Origin of the sequence: Vibrio sp. 10N.222.48.A3 (assembly GCF_041475345.1) — a bacterium.
Classification (GTDB): Bacteria; Pseudomonadota; Gammaproteobacteria; order Enterobacterales; family Vibrionaceae; genus Vibrio; species Vibrio tasmaniensis_A.
In genome coordinates, this window is the sequence record NZ_JBFRVX010000094.1 from 1 (window position 1) to 15,977 (window position 15,977).

General features: G+C 44.4%; 15 protein-coding genes. 6 read left to right on the top strand and 9 right to left on the bottom strand.

Annotation, left to right across the window (positions count from 1 at the left end):
* Nucleotides 1–229: 229 nt before the first annotated feature.
* Both AB4653_RS03550 and AB4653_RS03555 read left to right on the top strand, forming a co-directional pair.
* On the top strand, nt 230–949 hold the full coding sequence (locus tag AB4653_RS03550) for a membrane lipoprotein lipid attachment site-containing protein (RefSeq protein WP_102258502.1): 720 nt from the start codon (nt 230–232) through the stop codon (nt 947–949).
* A 177-nt stretch (nt 950–1,126) separates the two neighbouring features.
* On the top strand, nt 1,127–1,627 hold the full coding sequence (locus AB4653_RS03555; protein WP_102258503.1) for a hypothetical protein: 501 nt from the start codon (nt 1,127–1,129) through the stop codon (nt 1,625–1,627).
* Nucleotides 1,628–1,731: 104 nt separating this feature from the next.
* Here AB4653_RS03555 and AB4653_RS03560 read toward each other — a convergent pair whose 3' ends face one another.
* The 4 genes from AB4653_RS03560 to AB4653_RS03575 form a co-directional block, all read right to left on the bottom strand.
* Nucleotides 1,732–1,986: a DUF3297 family protein gene (locus AB4653_RS03560; RefSeq protein ID WP_029223190.1), complete on the bottom strand. Its 255-nt coding sequence runs from the start codon at nt 1,984–1,986 to the stop codon at nt 1,732–1,734.
* A 243-nt stretch (nt 1,987–2,229) separates the two neighbouring features.
* On the bottom strand, nt 2,230–2,688 hold the full coding sequence (locus tag AB4653_RS03565; protein ID WP_102258504.1) for a GNAT family N-acetyltransferase: 459 nt from the start codon (nt 2,686–2,688) through the stop codon (nt 2,230–2,232).
* Nucleotides 2,689–2,752: 64 nt separating this feature from the next.
* Nucleotides 2,753–2,887 (bottom strand): hypothetical protein, encoded by a 135-nt coding sequence (locus AB4653_RS03570; RefSeq protein ID WP_276605430.1) that lies wholly within the window; start codon nt 2,885–2,887, stop codon nt 2,753–2,755.
* A gap of 24 nt (nt 2,888–2,911) precedes the next feature.
* The gene (locus AB4653_RS03575; protein WP_102258505.1) at nt 2,912–4,045 is read right to left on the bottom strand and encodes a PcfJ domain-containing protein; all 1,134 of its coding nucleotides are present in this window, start codon (nt 4,043–4,045) and stop codon (nt 2,912–2,914) included.
* 235 nt (nt 4,046–4,280) lie between these two features.
* Between AB4653_RS03575 and AB4653_RS03580 the strand changes: the two genes are divergently transcribed.
* From AB4653_RS03580 to AB4653_RS03595, 4 genes are all read left to right on the top strand, one after another.
* The gene (locus AB4653_RS03580) at nt 4,281–4,703 is read left to right on the top strand and encodes a universal stress protein (protein WP_012604051.1); all 423 of its coding nucleotides are present in this window, start codon (nt 4,281–4,283) and stop codon (nt 4,701–4,703) included.
* 181 nt (nt 4,704–4,884) lie between these two features.
* Entirely contained in the window at nt 4,885–6,285 is a 1,401-nt protein-coding gene (locus AB4653_RS03585; protein ID WP_102258506.1) for a DASH family cryptochrome, read from the top strand.
* Nucleotides 6,282–7,841: a cryptochrome/photolyase family protein gene (locus tag AB4653_RS03590; protein WP_102258507.1), complete on the top strand. Its 1,560-nt coding sequence runs from the start codon at nt 6,282–6,284 to the stop codon at nt 7,839–7,841. The genes AB4653_RS03585 and AB4653_RS03590 overlap by 4 nt, the downstream gene beginning before the upstream one ends.
* Nucleotides 7,841–8,581, top strand: coding sequence for an SDR family oxidoreductase (locus AB4653_RS03595; protein WP_102258508.1), 741 nt, complete (start codon nt 7,841–7,843; stop codon nt 8,579–8,581). The genes AB4653_RS03590 and AB4653_RS03595 overlap by 1 nt, the downstream gene beginning before the upstream one ends.
* Nucleotides 8,582–8,728: 147 nt before the next feature.
* Here AB4653_RS03595 and AB4653_RS03600 read toward each other — a convergent pair whose 3' ends face one another.
* The 5 genes from AB4653_RS03600 to AB4653_RS03620 form a co-directional block, all read right to left on the bottom strand.
* Entirely contained in the window at nt 8,729–9,613 is an 885-nt protein-coding gene (locus AB4653_RS03600) for a PA4780 family RIO1-like protein kinase (RefSeq protein ID WP_029221996.1), read from the bottom strand.
* A gap of 89 nt (nt 9,614–9,702) precedes the next feature.
* Nucleotides 9,703–9,846: a DUF2256 domain-containing protein gene (locus AB4653_RS03605; protein ID WP_076671818.1), complete on the bottom strand. Its 144-nt coding sequence runs from the start codon at nt 9,844–9,846 to the stop codon at nt 9,703–9,705.
* 423 nt (nt 9,847–10,269) lie between these two features.
* Nucleotides 10,270–13,986 (bottom strand): SbcC/MukB-like Walker B domain-containing protein, encoded by a 3,717-nt coding sequence (locus tag AB4653_RS03610; RefSeq protein ID WP_102258509.1) that lies wholly within the window; start codon nt 13,984–13,986, stop codon nt 10,270–10,272.
* A 5-nt stretch (nt 13,987–13,991) separates the two neighbouring features.
* Nucleotides 13,992–15,245: an exonuclease subunit SbcD gene (gene sbcD, locus AB4653_RS03615; protein WP_102258510.1), complete on the bottom strand. Its 1,254-nt coding sequence runs from the start codon at nt 15,243–15,245 to the stop codon at nt 13,992–13,994.
* A 233-nt stretch (nt 15,246–15,478) separates the two neighbouring features.
* Nucleotides 15,479–15,977 (bottom strand): glutathione S-transferase family protein (locus AB4653_RS03620; protein WP_372103349.1); only part of this gene is annotated, 499 nt, incomplete at its 5' end.

Below are 15,977 nucleotides of genomic sequence, written 5' to 3' on the forward strand. Positions count from 1 at the left end.
AATGTGAATAGATAAGTCGCACATCGCAATCGGCAATGCGTATAACTAGCAATACATAGCCAATGGTGATGTTTTGTATTTCTTTCCGTTTATTTATCGAATTACCAAGGTTGTTTATTGTACATCTCAAGCGATGCAGCAATGTCTATACACAAGGTGTGTACCCATCACCTAGTAGTGAGGTTAGTCAGTGAGCATCTTACGAATTCAACAAACGTTAGGAAATATCATGAACAAATCACTTATCGCACTCGTTCTTACTGCTGTTTTAGCAGGTTGTTCATCTGGCAGTGGTTCTGAACCGGCACAACCTCAATTTGATGGTGACTATGGTTTCGAAAACATTGACCCAGGTTTTGGAAACGGCGACTCTGATAGTGATGTCGACAATGGGTTTGATAATATCGACCCTGGCTATGGCAAAGATGATTCAAAAAACATTGCTGATACCATTGAACAAGCTGATCTAGGCTTCGTCTACATCCCAGATATCGGTGATGTACCATTTTTTAATAAAGACACAGGTGAAGCTCATATAAGCGCCGTAAAACAACGTTCTGATGATCACGAAACGCTATACAGCATCTACGTAGATGATAAACGTGTTGGTGAAATCATCATTCGTGATAACTATGTCAAAGTTAGCTCTGGAGACAAGATGATCTCAGGTGAGCAGAAGTCTTATCTTGATACTGAACATACCTTTTGGACTATTCGAGGTACGAACGGCAATGTAGTTGGTGACTTTAAGCGTCTCGACGATGGTGTTTGGGTGTTCCGTGAAGAAATGAACCGTGAAACATTTGTGGTTAAGTATCACGACGGTCAGTGGAACTTCATCCCTGTCGCAGACATTAAAAACAAGGTTAAAGACAACTTGCCGTCGCAAGCACAAGCCACCAAAGTGCGAGCAAAAATGCAGGTTAATAAGCTACGTACTTTGAAGTAATACTTATCACCAATCCCATATCAAAAAGGCATCCTCAAATCCAAGAGGATGCCGATCAAGCATCAACCAAGAATACATAACTAAAAAGCTCAAGGAAGATCCGGACTAGGTTACTAATTTACTGGCATTCAGTACTTTGAATTCGCCGATATTTTGTATACATAAGCGAGAGATCCAATGACCATCAAAAAGTTCCCCCTTCTGACATTAGCCGCTGTCTTGCTGTTCACTATGTCTAACGCACAAGCCAATGAACAAAACCAAGAAGAAACTGCGATAACATTTGGCCTATCAGCTGAACGAGGGTGGAGAGATTGGTCTGCTTCTTACATCAAATATCGTGGTCCGGGAAGCATAGGTTATGGCATCGAGTTTACTCGCTCGGCTTATAACGAAGGTGAAGAATCGTACGAATACAAGCAACACGACAACGAATATCAGTTTCACGCCCCTATTGGTATCACCGAAAACTTGTACATCACCCCAGGTTACGGGATTAAGCGTACCCATATGGACGTCACTTTAGATAACCGTGAGTTCTCTGACAGCTCAACCAAACAAGTTGGTGGCTTAGATGCAACCTACATCATGGACAGTGGCTTTGTTGTGACCGCAGGTTTCGATAAAGCAGAAGGAGAAGACTTGGAGTTCTCAATTGGAGCAGGTATCGCTTGGTAAAGTCGACTTAAGGAAGCATACGCAAACAAAAAGGGCCTAGATTTCTCTAGACCCTTCTATATAACAGCGTTTTGTACTCGACATTATCGAGTTACACGAAGTGATTAATCTTCGATGTAGAAAGCTTCTACTGTGCCTTTTAGAGTAATAAGCATTGGCTGACCAAAACGATCTAGCGCTTTAGGAGAAGGGATCTTAACCCAACCTTCGCTGATGCAGTATTCTTCAACATCAGTACGCTCTTTACCATTTAGACGAATGCCGATTGGGTATTCGAAACACTCAGCCACGTGGTGTGGGCTGCGTGGGTTACCTGCAAGATGATCTGGTAAAGCTGGTCTTGAATTAGTATCGCTCATGTTCATTACCTGTATGTACGTAAATAAAAAAAGTGCGTCATTCTAGTCAATATAGGCTTGGTGCTCAACAACTGGTGCAATAAATCGTAGAGATCGTTTTAATCAACAGCGAGTTGTTTGATTTAAAAGCGATATAGGCATGAGTTTCAACGAAAATTTAACAGAGTTATGCATTGTTGATGAAAGAGAGAGCTTCATTACTCGAAAGGCAGATAACCTAATATCAAAGTTTTTATTTCGAACTTATCGATTAAGCTCAATACTCATCACTTTATGGTTCGGTTCTGATTCGATATCGACGATTGACCAACCAAGAGAAAGGTACAAAGGCGCAATATTGGTGTAGGCGTACAACTTAGACGTTGAATCTTTCAAGGGTTGGGATTGATAATAGTCTGGCATTTGTTCAACAGCTCGTTTAATCAATTCACTCGCAATACCTTGACCGCGCCATACAGGGCCAACAAACACGGCGTTTATCCACACCACATCCCGAACCTGGTGAGGCTCTTGAAAATAGGAATACGCCAAGCCACCAATGACCACATTATCGCGAAGTACTGTTATTACTGGAGGGAGTTTTACGTTTTCTTTATAGGTATCTTTAAACTTGAAATTACACCATTCGCTTTGAAATAAGCCCTCTAACTCACTCCAATAAGGTGAGTTTTCATCGCAATTTCTAAAGATTACTTTCTGCATTTGTCCATCCTTTGAAGGGCTAATACGGCCATCCTAACCTTGGTTTATATCAGGGTAGGTAAAGTTACTCTTCTTCGTCGTAACTGTCTGCTGGGTCTTCATTGATTTCTTCGCCACACCCCAAGCATTCGGCTTGCAAATCCGTAGGCATCACAATAATCAAACCACAATGCGGGCATAAATCACCTTGTTGAAACATCCTGTTATTCCTTCTACGTCACAGCTATTGCTTCGGATACTTTTGCTTACTCGCTTCTTCTAACCAATCATGAATAACTTGGCGAGCAGACTCGGATGGCGGTGCATTTCGTTTCCCACAAATCTGGTCAATTTCAAACGGAAAGGCTTTGCTTGGAACACGACGTAGGCCAATGGTTAAGCGCTGAGGCTTAAGCATTCGAAACACCACATAGCGGTCGCTCATGATTCGATTGTGATAGACGCCAATACAATGTTTCTGTTCCACGCCCTCTTGTTCAAGGTCGTAGTAATCAGTAAGCGGATGAATGTTGTCATTACCAAGTAAAGGAACGGGATAAGGGATGTCCATGTCCACAGGCCGATTTCCTTCTAGACGGCGTAACTGACGCTGTTCTGTCCATCTATCATGCAGTTGCTCAAACATAGCAAAGGAATTTTGGCTAGTGATTGCACGCAGTGGATCGTCCATCTCCAAATCTTGACCCAGTAAAATCGCGTCTTGGAACATGGCCATCTTTGAAGGCGCATTGAGCCTTCCCTCTTCAACCATTGCAATACCTAATCGACTGCCGGTTAAAAACGGATGAACCTGATCCAAACGCAGCGCTGTGTAGCCAACTTTGGAGTAATGCTTGAATTTAAGAACACGTCTTTGCAGGGGTTCGAGAATTCGCACAATGTGGTCAAGCTCATCACCGACGTTGTAATGAAGCTCTAGCTTATCGATAAATTTAAGGGTCGCTTTACTACTGTCTAATCCCAATTCGGTTAAGATTCTCTTCTGCCCTAGGCGACTCAGTTCCAATGCTTTCTTGTTATCGACACTGTGTTTCATGCAGATTAACGCCAAGATAACCGGCCTTAATTCAAGCAGTTGTGCTGCCTCATAAGTGTTCGCCGCGAGCCAAAGCATCTGGTATTGATACTCAGGGAAATCATCGGTTATCTCACGATAACGAGCAGGTAACGAATCTAACCAACGACCATTTACATCAAACTGTTCAACAAGATTGAGGCTTAAACCAATACCACCGTCGAGCGGGAGTCGACCATCTTCAAACACATGAAAGCCGACAAGCTTTTGAGACCAATCTCGGATCTCAATATCGTAGTCGAAACCTAACGTCCTAGTGGGAATGGTGAGTAGTGCTGTCATTGATGCCTCTTCGTTATTGGCGCATTAAACCGTAAAGCCTATCTAACAGAATAAGCTAGCGCTTCAACCACTATAACAACCTTTTGTAAATTTCTTATCAATCAAAGCGATATAAATACGATAGTGCTTAGAAGATCATTGAATGATGATTTTATGCAATATGAGATCTCTTCGATATCATTTGTGCTAACAAAAACTATGCTTGTTATATAACTGATAACATGAGGCTTTAATTATGGAATACCGACATATTCTGGTCGCTGTTGAAATGTCCGACGACACTAAGATTCTGATTGATCGAGCGACCTTCTTCGCAAACAAACTAGAGGCTGGCATTTCGTTTGTTTATATCGACGGCACGCATGGCGAGATTTACCCTGAACTCGTTGATATTCAGGGAAATGAAGGCGATCTACCCATCAATGAAGATTCCGTTAAGCATTTGAAAGAGTTTGAGGCGTACGCCAAGCACCCAATCAAGCACATATTCGTGGGAACGGGAGATTTGAATGATAAGCTCAAAAATACCATCGAGGTAAATGGCGTTGACCTACTACTATGTGGCCATCACCACGATTTTTGGCATAAAATCATTTCCCATTCGAAACAGATCATCGACACATCTCCAGTCGATATTCTAATCGTTCCAATGGATTAGATACTGCCGTTCGAACTTTAAAAACTTCCTGCATTGCCAGCCTCTATCGGTATTATTGGTTGGCTTACATCCCCTCTTATTTGCCCAAACCCAACTGTCACCCACTTGCTGAGTTCATTTGTGATCTTGTCAGCTTATCAACTCGTAAGCGTCTAATGATTAAAAATTACGAGTGTAAGTAATGAAAAAGATTGGTCTCTATCTTTTTACAAACGACTTAAGAATCAACGACAATCAATTGCTCCATTGCGCAGCACAGAGCGTCGACAAACTCATTTGCGCGATTGTCGAACCCACTTTGGTTCGTTTCTCTGCTGATCTCGCGCAAGAGCAAAGTTATGGCGCGCATCGCCAGACTTTTGTTTCACAATCAATAGACAATTTAGAATCGAATTTAGTGAGGCTTGGGCAGCAACTGGTTGTGATTCACAGTAATCATTTAGAACCAGACGCAGCCGAGCAAACACTCAGCCAAATCATTGCTACACAACACGTCACCCACTTTTTCGCCAATGCACACTGCGGTTACGATGAGAGACAATTGATTCATTCACTACAAAGTCGTCACCCTGACTTAATAACATGTTTGCCACACCACTCGACCTTGTTTGACTCACATGAGATGCCGTTTGAATTATCAAAAGTCCCGAGCTCGTTTACCAAATTTAGAAAGCTAGTCGAACACTTAGACGTTAATCGCAATGAGACGGTTATTTCAGCTCTACCACCAGCAGTGAGACTAGCATCGACATCGACATCGACATCGACATCGACAATCTCATTATTCAGTTCACCAAATGATGAAAGCGCAGTAATAAGCGATTATTTGGGTGGAGAAGATGCCGGACTAGCGCATTTAGATAACTACTTTTCACATGATTACGCTCTTAATTATAAGCAGACTCGAAACGCATTTGACGGCATCGAAAACTCAACCAAGTTCTCGCCGTGGCTGGCACTCGGCTGCGTCTCGCCTAAAACGATTTATCGCCATTTGAAACAGTTCGAAACCGAACATGGCAGTAACGAATCAACCTATTGGATCTACTTTGAGTTGTTGTGGCGCGAATATTTCTATTGGAAGTGTTTGTCATTGGGTTCGTCGTTGTTCGGTGAAACCTCAAACCATAAACTCGACTCTTCAAACTCCTCAGCGACGTTGAACCTGAATTTAGCCAAATGGAAAAGTGGCAATACCAACTATCCGATTGTCGATGCATGTATGCGCCAACTTAACGAAACAGGCTATATGTCTAATCGAGGAAGACAGCTTGCGGCTAGCTGTTTGATCTATGAACTAGGGATCGACTGGCGACACGGCGCAGCCTATTTTGAGAGCCAACTTATCGACTATGACGTGGCATCAAATTGGGGCAATTGGGCATATATAGCCGGGGCTCTCAATTCTCAGGTAAACACCCAAGCCAACAAGCAAAATGATGCTAAACAACCTAAACCTAAATCACGACATTTTGATTTGGGTAAGCAAACAGATATGTACGATCCAGACCATGCGTTCATCAACAAGTGGAATGCGAGCAGCAAAGAACCTGCCTTAACTAACATTCAGGATGTGTTATGAATTTCAAAACCGTGCGCCTTGTCTTAGGCGACCAACTCAATATCCAGCACTCTTGGTTTCAACAGGTTGACGACGAGGTCATTTACATCATTGCCGAACTTAAGCAAGAGACTGACTACGTTGCATCGCACATCCAAAAGGTGGCGGCTTTTTTCTCGGCGATGGGCTATTTTACCGACGAACTCAAACAACAAGGTCATCAGGTACTCCACTTAACTCTTGATGACACGACTCAATTTGAAAATTTCGATGCGCTATTGCAGCACTATGTCCACGAATTCGGCGCTGAGAAATTCGAATATCAAAGGCCAGATGAATATCGCCTTTTAGAGCAGATGAACAAGCTGAAGCTCACTAATGCGACCAAAGGTTGTTGTGATACGGAACACTTCCTCTTTCCATTCGAAGAGATAGAACAACAGTTTCCGAAAAACAAACACATCATGATGGAACATTTCTATCGCCGAATGAGAAAGCGCTTCGACATTTTGCTAGAAGACGGAAAGCCCGTTGGTGGAAAATGGAATTACGATGCGAGCAATCGAAAGAAACTCAAGAAACAAGACATTGAAAGCCTGCCTCAACCTCTGATGTTTGCCAACGACATTTCCGCGATTTTAGAACGCATCGAGCGTCATCAAGTTCAAACCATTGGTGAAGTTGGCGACCAATTATTATGGCCAGTTAACCGCGCACAAAGCTTGTCTCTGCTCGCTCATTTCTGCCAGGTTTGCTTACCGTTATTTGGGCAGTTTCAGGATGCGATGACTACAGAACACGACTCTAAATGGAGCTTGTATCATAGCCGTATTTCGTTTTCGCTGAACAGTAAACTGCTGAGCCCTAAAGAAGTGATTGGTGCTGCGTTATCAGCTTATCAAGTTCCTTCTAAGCCAAATGCACCCACTATCGATATTGCACAAATCGAAGGGTTTGTGCGACAAATTCTAGGTTGGAGAGAGTACATACGCGCCGTCTATTGGGCAAACATGCCTGCGTACGCCAATAAAAACCATTATTCAGCAACCAATAAGCTGCCCCATTATTTTTGGGACGGACAAACCAATATGAATTGCATGAAGCATGCGATTGACCAGTCCCTTGAGTTTGCTTACGCGCATCACATCCAAAGGTTAATGATCACTGGCAACTTCTGCTTAATTACGGGTATAGACCCCGACCAAGTAGACAGTTGGTACCTTGGTATATACGTCGATGCGATTGAGTGGGTCGAAATGCCAAATACGCGAGGTATGGCACTTTTTGCGGATGGCGGGATCGTCGGAACCAAACCATACTCTGCCAGCGGTTCTTACATCAACCGTATGAGTGACTACTGCAAAGGCTGTCACTACAAGATAAAAGAACGCAGCGGAGAGCAATCTTGCCCTTTCAATAGCTTGTACTGGCGCTTCATGAACAAACATCGCGATGCCTTAAATCGCAACCCTCGAATGGGGATGCTTTATCGCTCTTGGGACAATATGGATGAGCAAGACCAACAAGCGATACTCGACACCGCAGAACAACGACTGACTAACTTGGAGAACTTATAATGGTGGAACAACTCAGATTACACATATTGGTCATTGGTGGCAGCGGAGGTATTGGATTCGCTGTGGTTAAGCACCTATTGTCTGAGCTGTCTCGCTTTGATTTTCTCGATGTACATGTCGACGCGACTTATCATTCACAACGACCAGAATTGGAAGATAACCGTTTAAATTGGCACCAAGTCGATGCCACCAACGAAGCTGATATTGAACGACTAAGCACTCAATTCGAGCGATTGGATTGGTTAATAAATTGCGTGGGTATGCTTCATACGCCAGATCTAGGGCCTGAAAAGAATCTATCTTCTATCGACCCAGAGTTCTTTCTGAAAAACATCTCGGTAAACACCCTACCAAGCTTATTACTGGCCAAGCACTTTACGCCGATCCTCAAATCCAGTGACAATCCCAAATTTGCCGTGGTATCAGCCAAAGTCGGCAGCATTTCAGACAACCGATTAGGCGGTTGGTATAGCTATCGCTCATCTAAAGCTGCACTCAACATGTTCATCAAAACCATGTCGATTGAATGGCAACGTACATTGAAGAAAGGCACAGTGTTAGCGCTCCACCCGGGCACAGCAGACACGGCTTTATCTAAGCCTTTCCAGACCAATGTCCCTGAAGGTAAGTTGTTTGAGTCGAGCTATGTCGCCCATCAATTGGTGGACATCATTCGCACTGCTACACCTGATAACAGTGGGCACTTCTACGCTTACGATGGTGAGCAGTTAAAGTGGTAGTTAATACCAGTGGCCGTCTTTCATGAGTGTTAAAAAAAATAACCCAACAGAGTTGAGGCTCTATTGGGTTATTTTTTGAAAGAGCGCCTTAGTTTTTTAAGGCGTTATGACTGACATTTTACGAAAGATCAAAACGGGTCATTACGACTACTCAGCCCAATTGAACTTACTGTCGTCTACACCTTCTTTCTCTTCTTTAACACGCTCGCGTCGGTGTTGTTCTTCAATTCGCGCAGCATCTATCTCTTGCATAATGGCTTCGATGTCTGCCAAATCGTCAGTTTCTGTAAACTCGCCCGTCAGCTTGCTGTCTGGCTTTAAGTCGCCTTTCTCGTAAAGCGCCCACATTTCCTTGGCATACTCGGTTTTCGCCAATTCAGGAGCAAACTGAGCGTAGTAGTCACGGATATTATTGATGTCACGAGCCAACATCCACTCAGCGTTGTTGTTCGCCGAAGCATCAACCGCTTGTGGTAGATCGATAATCACCGGACCGTATTCATCAACCAATACGTTAAACTCAGACAAGTCACCATGGATCAAACCAACGCAAAGCATTTTAACCACGTAAGTCATCATCACCGCATGATCTTCAATCGCTTGTTCTGGTGGCATTACAACATCGTTCAAACGTGGTGCAACATAACCATCATCGTCAGTGACCAGTTCCATAAGCAGCACGCCATCAAAGCAACCGTAAGGGACAGGCACACGTACGCCCGCTTCTGCCAGTTTATATAAGGCATCCACTTCAGCACTTTGCCAAACCTTTTCTTGTTGCTCTCGACCAAAGCCAGAGCCTTTTTCCATCGCTCGAGCACGGCGGCTATTTCGGACTTTTCGGCCTTCACGATACGCGGTCGCTTTTTTAAAGCTGCGCTGGCTAATTTCCTTATATACCTTGGCACAACGGATCGTATCGCCGCAGCGTACAATGTACACAGATGCTTCTTTGCCACTCATGAGTTGGCTTGTCACCTCGTCGACTAAACCATCGTCAACTAAAGGCTGTATTCTTTTAGGTATCTTCATGTCGTCTTTATACATGAGTTACCTGACAGATAAAATATTAACTCGTTAAATGAGTGGTTATTCTCAATAGATTCTTAAATGAAGGGAGATTATGTGGGTTTTGTCTTATGGCGACGACAACGTTCAGAGCAATAAATCACCTCTTCCCAACAACGTTGCCATTTTTTACGCCATGAGAATGGTTTGAGGCAAACGGGACATGTCTTGGTGGGTAGATGTGGTTTCTTGTGCATGGCCGCTTCCTTTTTGATGAGTCCACTTCCTGCGTCTACTAGTGATTCTCTATTACGCTCGATTCTCGCTTCAGGGAATGACGAAGGTAATACGACCAACCCCAGATTCCCTATTACGTTCGTACCTCACTTGAAGGAATGACGAAGGTAAAACCAACAAACCTAGAGTCCCTACTACGTTCGTAGCTCACTTTAGGAAATGAAGAAAGTAATACCAACAACCCCAGATTCCCTATTACGCTCGTGCCTCACTTTAGGGAATGACGGCTGCTTTTTATTCGATCCTGACATTAAGGGATGACGGCGAAGTGATTAATTACAACTTCCGACTCCGTCATCCTCGAGAAGGAGGAACGACTGAGTCGGGGATCTGCTTCATCTAGCTTTATTTCTATTTCTGCGCTGATGGAATATAGCTAGAACCTAAGCAACAACCTTATACTGCTTCTCCATCTCACTGACACCTAAGCCAGAGTGTTTTGTCACTTTAAGCTGAACGGGCACTCGCTCTTTCAGTGCTTCAACGTGGCTAATGACACCGATCATCTTGCCTGATGCATTCAAGTTATCGAGCGCATTAAGGGCAATGTCCAATGTGTCGCTATCCAGCGTGCCGAAACCTTCATCCAAGAACAGAGAATCAATACTGGTTTTGTAGCTCACAAGATCAGAAAGCGCTAATGCCAACGCCAAGCTCACCAAAAAGCTTTCGCCACCTGATAACGTCTTGGTATCACGCATCACATCGCCCTGCCATGTGTCGAGCACTTGCAGTTCTAAGCCATCATCGGCTTTACGTTTTAGCTCGTAACGACCATGCAAACGTTGTAGCTGCTTGTTCGCAAGGTACACCAAGTTTTCCAACGTTAAACCTTGGGCAAACTTACGGAATTTATCGCCGTTCTTAGAGCCAATAAGTGAGTTCAAACGAGAGATATCATCAAACTCGACCTGCTGCTCGTCGATCTGCTTGAACAGATCTTGCTGATTACTGCGGTTCTGGCTATCCGTTTCAAGATTGGCAGAAATTGCGCCGATCTTGGTTGCATGGCTTTGTTGTTCGTTTTGACACTCAGTCGTCGCTTCTTCAACTTGCTGTTGGTTTTGCTCTTGCCACGCTTTAGCATTCTCGTGGTTTTGCAGCTCCACGTGCGCAGCTTTTGCTGTGTTCAACCTTGCTTGTGCACTGACAATCGCTTCGTCTAAAGACTTCTTCAGGCTTTGAAGTTGAGTTCTAACCTCTTCATCTAACAACGCCGCTTCAAAATTAGCTTCATCTTCGAACGGGCTGGTTTTCAGTGCTTCTAACCAAGCATTCGACGCTTGTGTGTAGCTCGATTGCTTACTGACTAACTCGTCCGAGAAACCAGTGTGTTTGGTTTGCTCAGTTCGATGTTCAAGTTCGCTGCGGTTAAGCACCAACTGAGCGGCATCAAATGCATTTACCGCTTCAATGACTTTTTGCTTCATCGCATTGCTGGTGGCTTGAATGTCTTTGTCACCAAACAACTCTGTTCTTTCAGCCGTTACACGAGTCAGTCCTAGCACCAGAGACTCACTCTCTTGCGTCAGTGTCGCGAGCTCTTTCTCAACACTGCTTAGCTTGTCGTCTAACATTTTCAATTCGGCATTTTGAGTAATCAGTTGCTTCTCAATATCAGCCTGTTGCTGTTTGGTTTTCTGCCATGTGCTTGATGCCTGTGATTTCGCAGTAAACCAATCATCGATATGTTCAAGTTCAGGCGCTTCGATAGAAGTTTGAACAATGCTCTCTTTCAAAGCGTTCCATTGCTGATCTTTCGCTTGAGCAATCTGTGCCACTTGTTCGTTTGTGACTTGGTTTTGCTTATTCAGATCCGCTAAGCGTTGCTCGGCCAACTCGAGATTAGACTGAGCCTTGTCAGCCATAACACTTACAGACAAGCGTTGTTTCTCCGCTTCAGCATAGTGTGCTTTAGCATCGCCCAACGCTTTGAGTTGCTGCGCGCTGTGACTTAGTTGAAGTTCACACTGCTGAGCAAAGGTCGCGACTGTAGCTTCATTGCCTAAATCGTGAATTGTTAGCAGCGCCAGTTCAGGAGCCATGCCAACGAAATCCGATAAGCTCTGTTGAAGCTTGCCGACAACGCCTTGCCAATTCAGCTGAGCTTGTTGAATATCCGCTTGCGCACGTTGAATGTCATCGTTCAGCGCCGCAATCATAGGGGCAAGAGAATCTAACTGCTGACGATGCTCTTGGCCTTCTTTTTTGATAGCCGTTAGTTCTAGGTTTTCCCTATCTTTTTGAGCAACCAAATTTGCAATGTCTTGCGACTGTTCAATCGAATGGTCTGTTGAACCACACAGTGGGCATTCAGATCCAGATTCTAGAGCTGCACGGTATTTCGCCAATTCGCCTTCTTGATCAATCAAACGCGTTAATCGCTCAAGCGAAGTCTCTCTCTCTTTATATCGCTCCACCAGCACTTCACGTTCTTTCGAAAGCTTGTCGACCAACTGGATGTTAGTTTGATGTGCCTGTGTTTTCGCGTGCAGCTGTTGCTGGGCATTTAGGAAGCCACGATTGATCTCAAGTAATGAATGGGTATTGCGGTTCCAAAACTCCAACAGCTCTTTTTGCGCATTCAATACTTGCTCACTGGTGTTGCCTTGCAATGCTTCCCACTGTTGCTTTGCACTACTCTCTAGCACAGCCAATTCAGCTAAGGCCTTATCTTGCGTTGCTTTCGCGTCTTGCGCAGATTTGATGATCGTTTGCTGAGCATCAACCGCAGACAAAGCTTGCTTCGCTGAGTTCAACTGTTCTGAATGCTGGCGCTCTAAAGTACGAACTTGCTCGACCTTTGCTTGCCACTGACCTAGGTATTTTTCCAGGTGTTGGTCAGCTTGATGTGTATTTAAGTACTCAGTACTGAGTTGATCTTGTTGCTTCAGTGCATCTGTTTTTTGGACTAAAACAACCTGTTGATTGCGCTGCTGCGTATGTTGTTCGTTTAGCGTATTCGCCGCATTAACGGCCGCCGTTTGCTTATCTTTGAGTACGGCAATTTGGTTATCGAGCGGACGGACGAGATCGATGATCTTCTCTTGATCTTGTTGCTCGTTTTTCGCCTGTTGGACAATCGCACTGCTTTGCGTCAGTTTAGTTTGCGCGTCTTGCTTTTCTGCATCACGAACGGCAAGTAACTTGGTGCTGTTATCTAGGTAAGCTTGAGTAGTGTTCACCTCTTGTTCGCAACGCTTTAAATCTTTGTGCATTGGGCGCAGCTTTTCAGCCGGCTCACTGTTTGCTAAGCGCTCTAATGAAGGTTGATTACGGTCTAGTTCATCTTGAGCGGTTTTAAGATCGTGTTCACTGACCGCAATAGTTTGCTCAGCTTTAGTCACGTCTTTCCACCAGCTTAGTTGCGCTTGCCACTCTTTTAACTGCTCAGCTAATCGCTTCTGTTCGGTTTCTAACGTTTCACGCTCTGCAGTTAGCTCTTGGATTTGCTCTTCAGACAGTAAGCTGACACCTTCAGCTTTCGCTTTCAGGTGGTTCAGTGCTTCTTCACTCGACTTGAAATGATCGTAGATGCGCTCAGAGATCAGGCTATAGACTTCTGTACCCGTCAGCTCTTCAAGTAGCTCGGCACGGTCGTTAGCATTGGCATTTAAGAACGCCGCAAACTCACCCTGAGACAACATGATGGATTTAGTGAAGCGTGAGAAATCGAGACCCGTTACCTGCTCCACCAACTTTGTCTTCTTGGTCAACATAGTCTCTAAGACTTTATCGGTGTCCGCATCCGCAAATTCACACGTTGGCGTTTGTAATGCGCCATCGTGCTTTCCGCGAGCTCGCTTTTGGTGGAAGTTAGAGCGATACGTTTTGCCCTGCACTTCAAATTCAAGCTCAGCGAAACACTCACCCGTGCCACGCGTCATTAATTCGTTGTTGCCTTTAGCGATGCTCTTTAAACGCGGTGTGCGGTGGAACAATGCCAAACAAATCGCATCAAGAATCGTTGTCTTACCCGCCCCCGTTGGGCCGGTGATCGCAAACAAGCCATTTTCCGCAAACGGTGATTGGGTAAAATCGAGCTTCCAACGTCCTTTCAAAGAGTTCAGGTTTTCAAATTCTAGGCTTAAAATCTTCATACTGGCTACTCTTCTACTTTATTGGGCGCTTGAGCGCTCTCAGACACTTCAACCATCACTTGTTTAAACTTCACCGTCATACGCTCTAAACGCGCTTTTTCAGAATCGGTTTCAAATTCTTCTAAGGCAATACGCTTCGTAAACACGTCCATCGGGCTCAATTCTGACAGCGTTTCTGCCGACTCTTGCTCTAATGCTTGATTGCGACGTTCTCTTGCGCGGCGCAGTTGCAGCACTTCGACGTTCAATCCTTCGGTAAGTGCGCGCATACGTTCTTGAAGATCTGATAAGTAATCTTGCGCTTGCACTTCTATTGATAACCACACGCTTTGTTCGCTATCTAAACCTATGTATTGGTTCAGCTGAGATTCGATCTCGCTCAAGTCACCTTTGATTTCAGCTAGGGGTTGAAACGTTGGAACTGGCAATTGAGAAATGGTGCGCTCGCCTTCAACAAACTCAACCACACATACCTGCTTTTGAGATTTAAGTTCATCAAAGCTTAATGGTATTGGTGAGCCGCAGTAACGAATGTATTCACGCTTTGCCACCACTTGTGGGCGGTGGATATGACCAAGTGCAATATAGTCTGCGTCTGGGAAGCCATCAGCGGCAAAACCATCAAGGTTACCGACATAGATGTCGCGTACCGAATCCGATTGTTGAACACCCATCGCCGTTAAATGACCAGTAGCGATAATCGGCATGTGCTCGCTGTTTTCAAACTCCGCACGTTTTTCTACAGCGGCATCATAAACACTTTGGTAGTGCTGTTTGATTGCATCTCCGAGTTGCTTCTGACGCTCAACGCCTGTGACGCCCGCCTGGCTGGTCAACACATCGCGAGGGCGAATAAAGGGAATGGCACAAACCAGCGCTTCTACATCGCCGTTCTTGCCTTTTAGTTCGACAACCTGAGTCGCATGATCTTCATTGGTATTAGGAATCACGTATGCACCCATGTATTTGAGCAGCTGTTGTGTCTCTTTAAGCACAGAGACTGAATCGTGATTTCCACCTAACAACACCAATTGGCAGCCGATCTTGTTCGAATCGACCACAAACTTATTATACATCTCACGAGCGTAACTCGGCGGTGTGCTGGTATCGAAAATGTCGCCAGCAACAATGATCGCGTCGATGTCGTGCTCTGTAACTTGCTCAAGTAACCATTGTAAAAACCGTTCATGTTCATTCTTACGGCTTTTATTGTAGAAGTTTTGGCCAAGATGCCAATCGGACGTGTGAAGAATCTTCATTGCTGCTCACTGGAAGTCTGTAATAGCTTTAATTTACCAAAATACCGATCAACTACCAAATGAGTTAGCATTATTTACCGTTTATAAGCTTGTGAAAACCAACTAATTTCAGGCTTTGGACCAACTATGCCCATAGCGTGACCAATCGTTATTTTTGACATAAAAAAACCGCTCAACGTTAGAGCGGTTTTAGTTGTCTGTGGCCTAAACGCCATAAAATACTTAATCTTTTTTTAGCGAGCTTCTGCTAGGCTTGCCAGGTAGTTATTCGTTAAATAAAAGCCGCTGAACTTGTCAATAAAGTCCGCTGGAACGGTTTTATCGGTCAATCCAGATTCAATCAGCGCCGCTTGCCACTTCTGTACTTTCGGGAAGCTTTCTAGCATATTGAAGCCTGAACGCTCTTTAATAACAAATGCTCGGTGTAACAGTGGTAACCAAGCGATGTCGACGTTAGAGATGTAATCCCCTTTAAAGAACTCAGTATCACCCAGTTTTTTCTCTGCCTTTAGGAACGCCTTTTGTAAATTGGCTAAGCGTGTTTCAAATGTCTCTTTGTCTTTACTCGCCATGGTGCCGCACTGTGGCATGTAATGTTTGCTCGCTTGATAAGACCAAGCACGGTCGAGTGCTTTCTGCTCGGGTGAAACCTCTTCAATCGGCGTATATTTATCGTCTAGGTATTCAACAATTGCATCAGATTCAAAAAGGACGGTGTCGTTCTCTGTAATT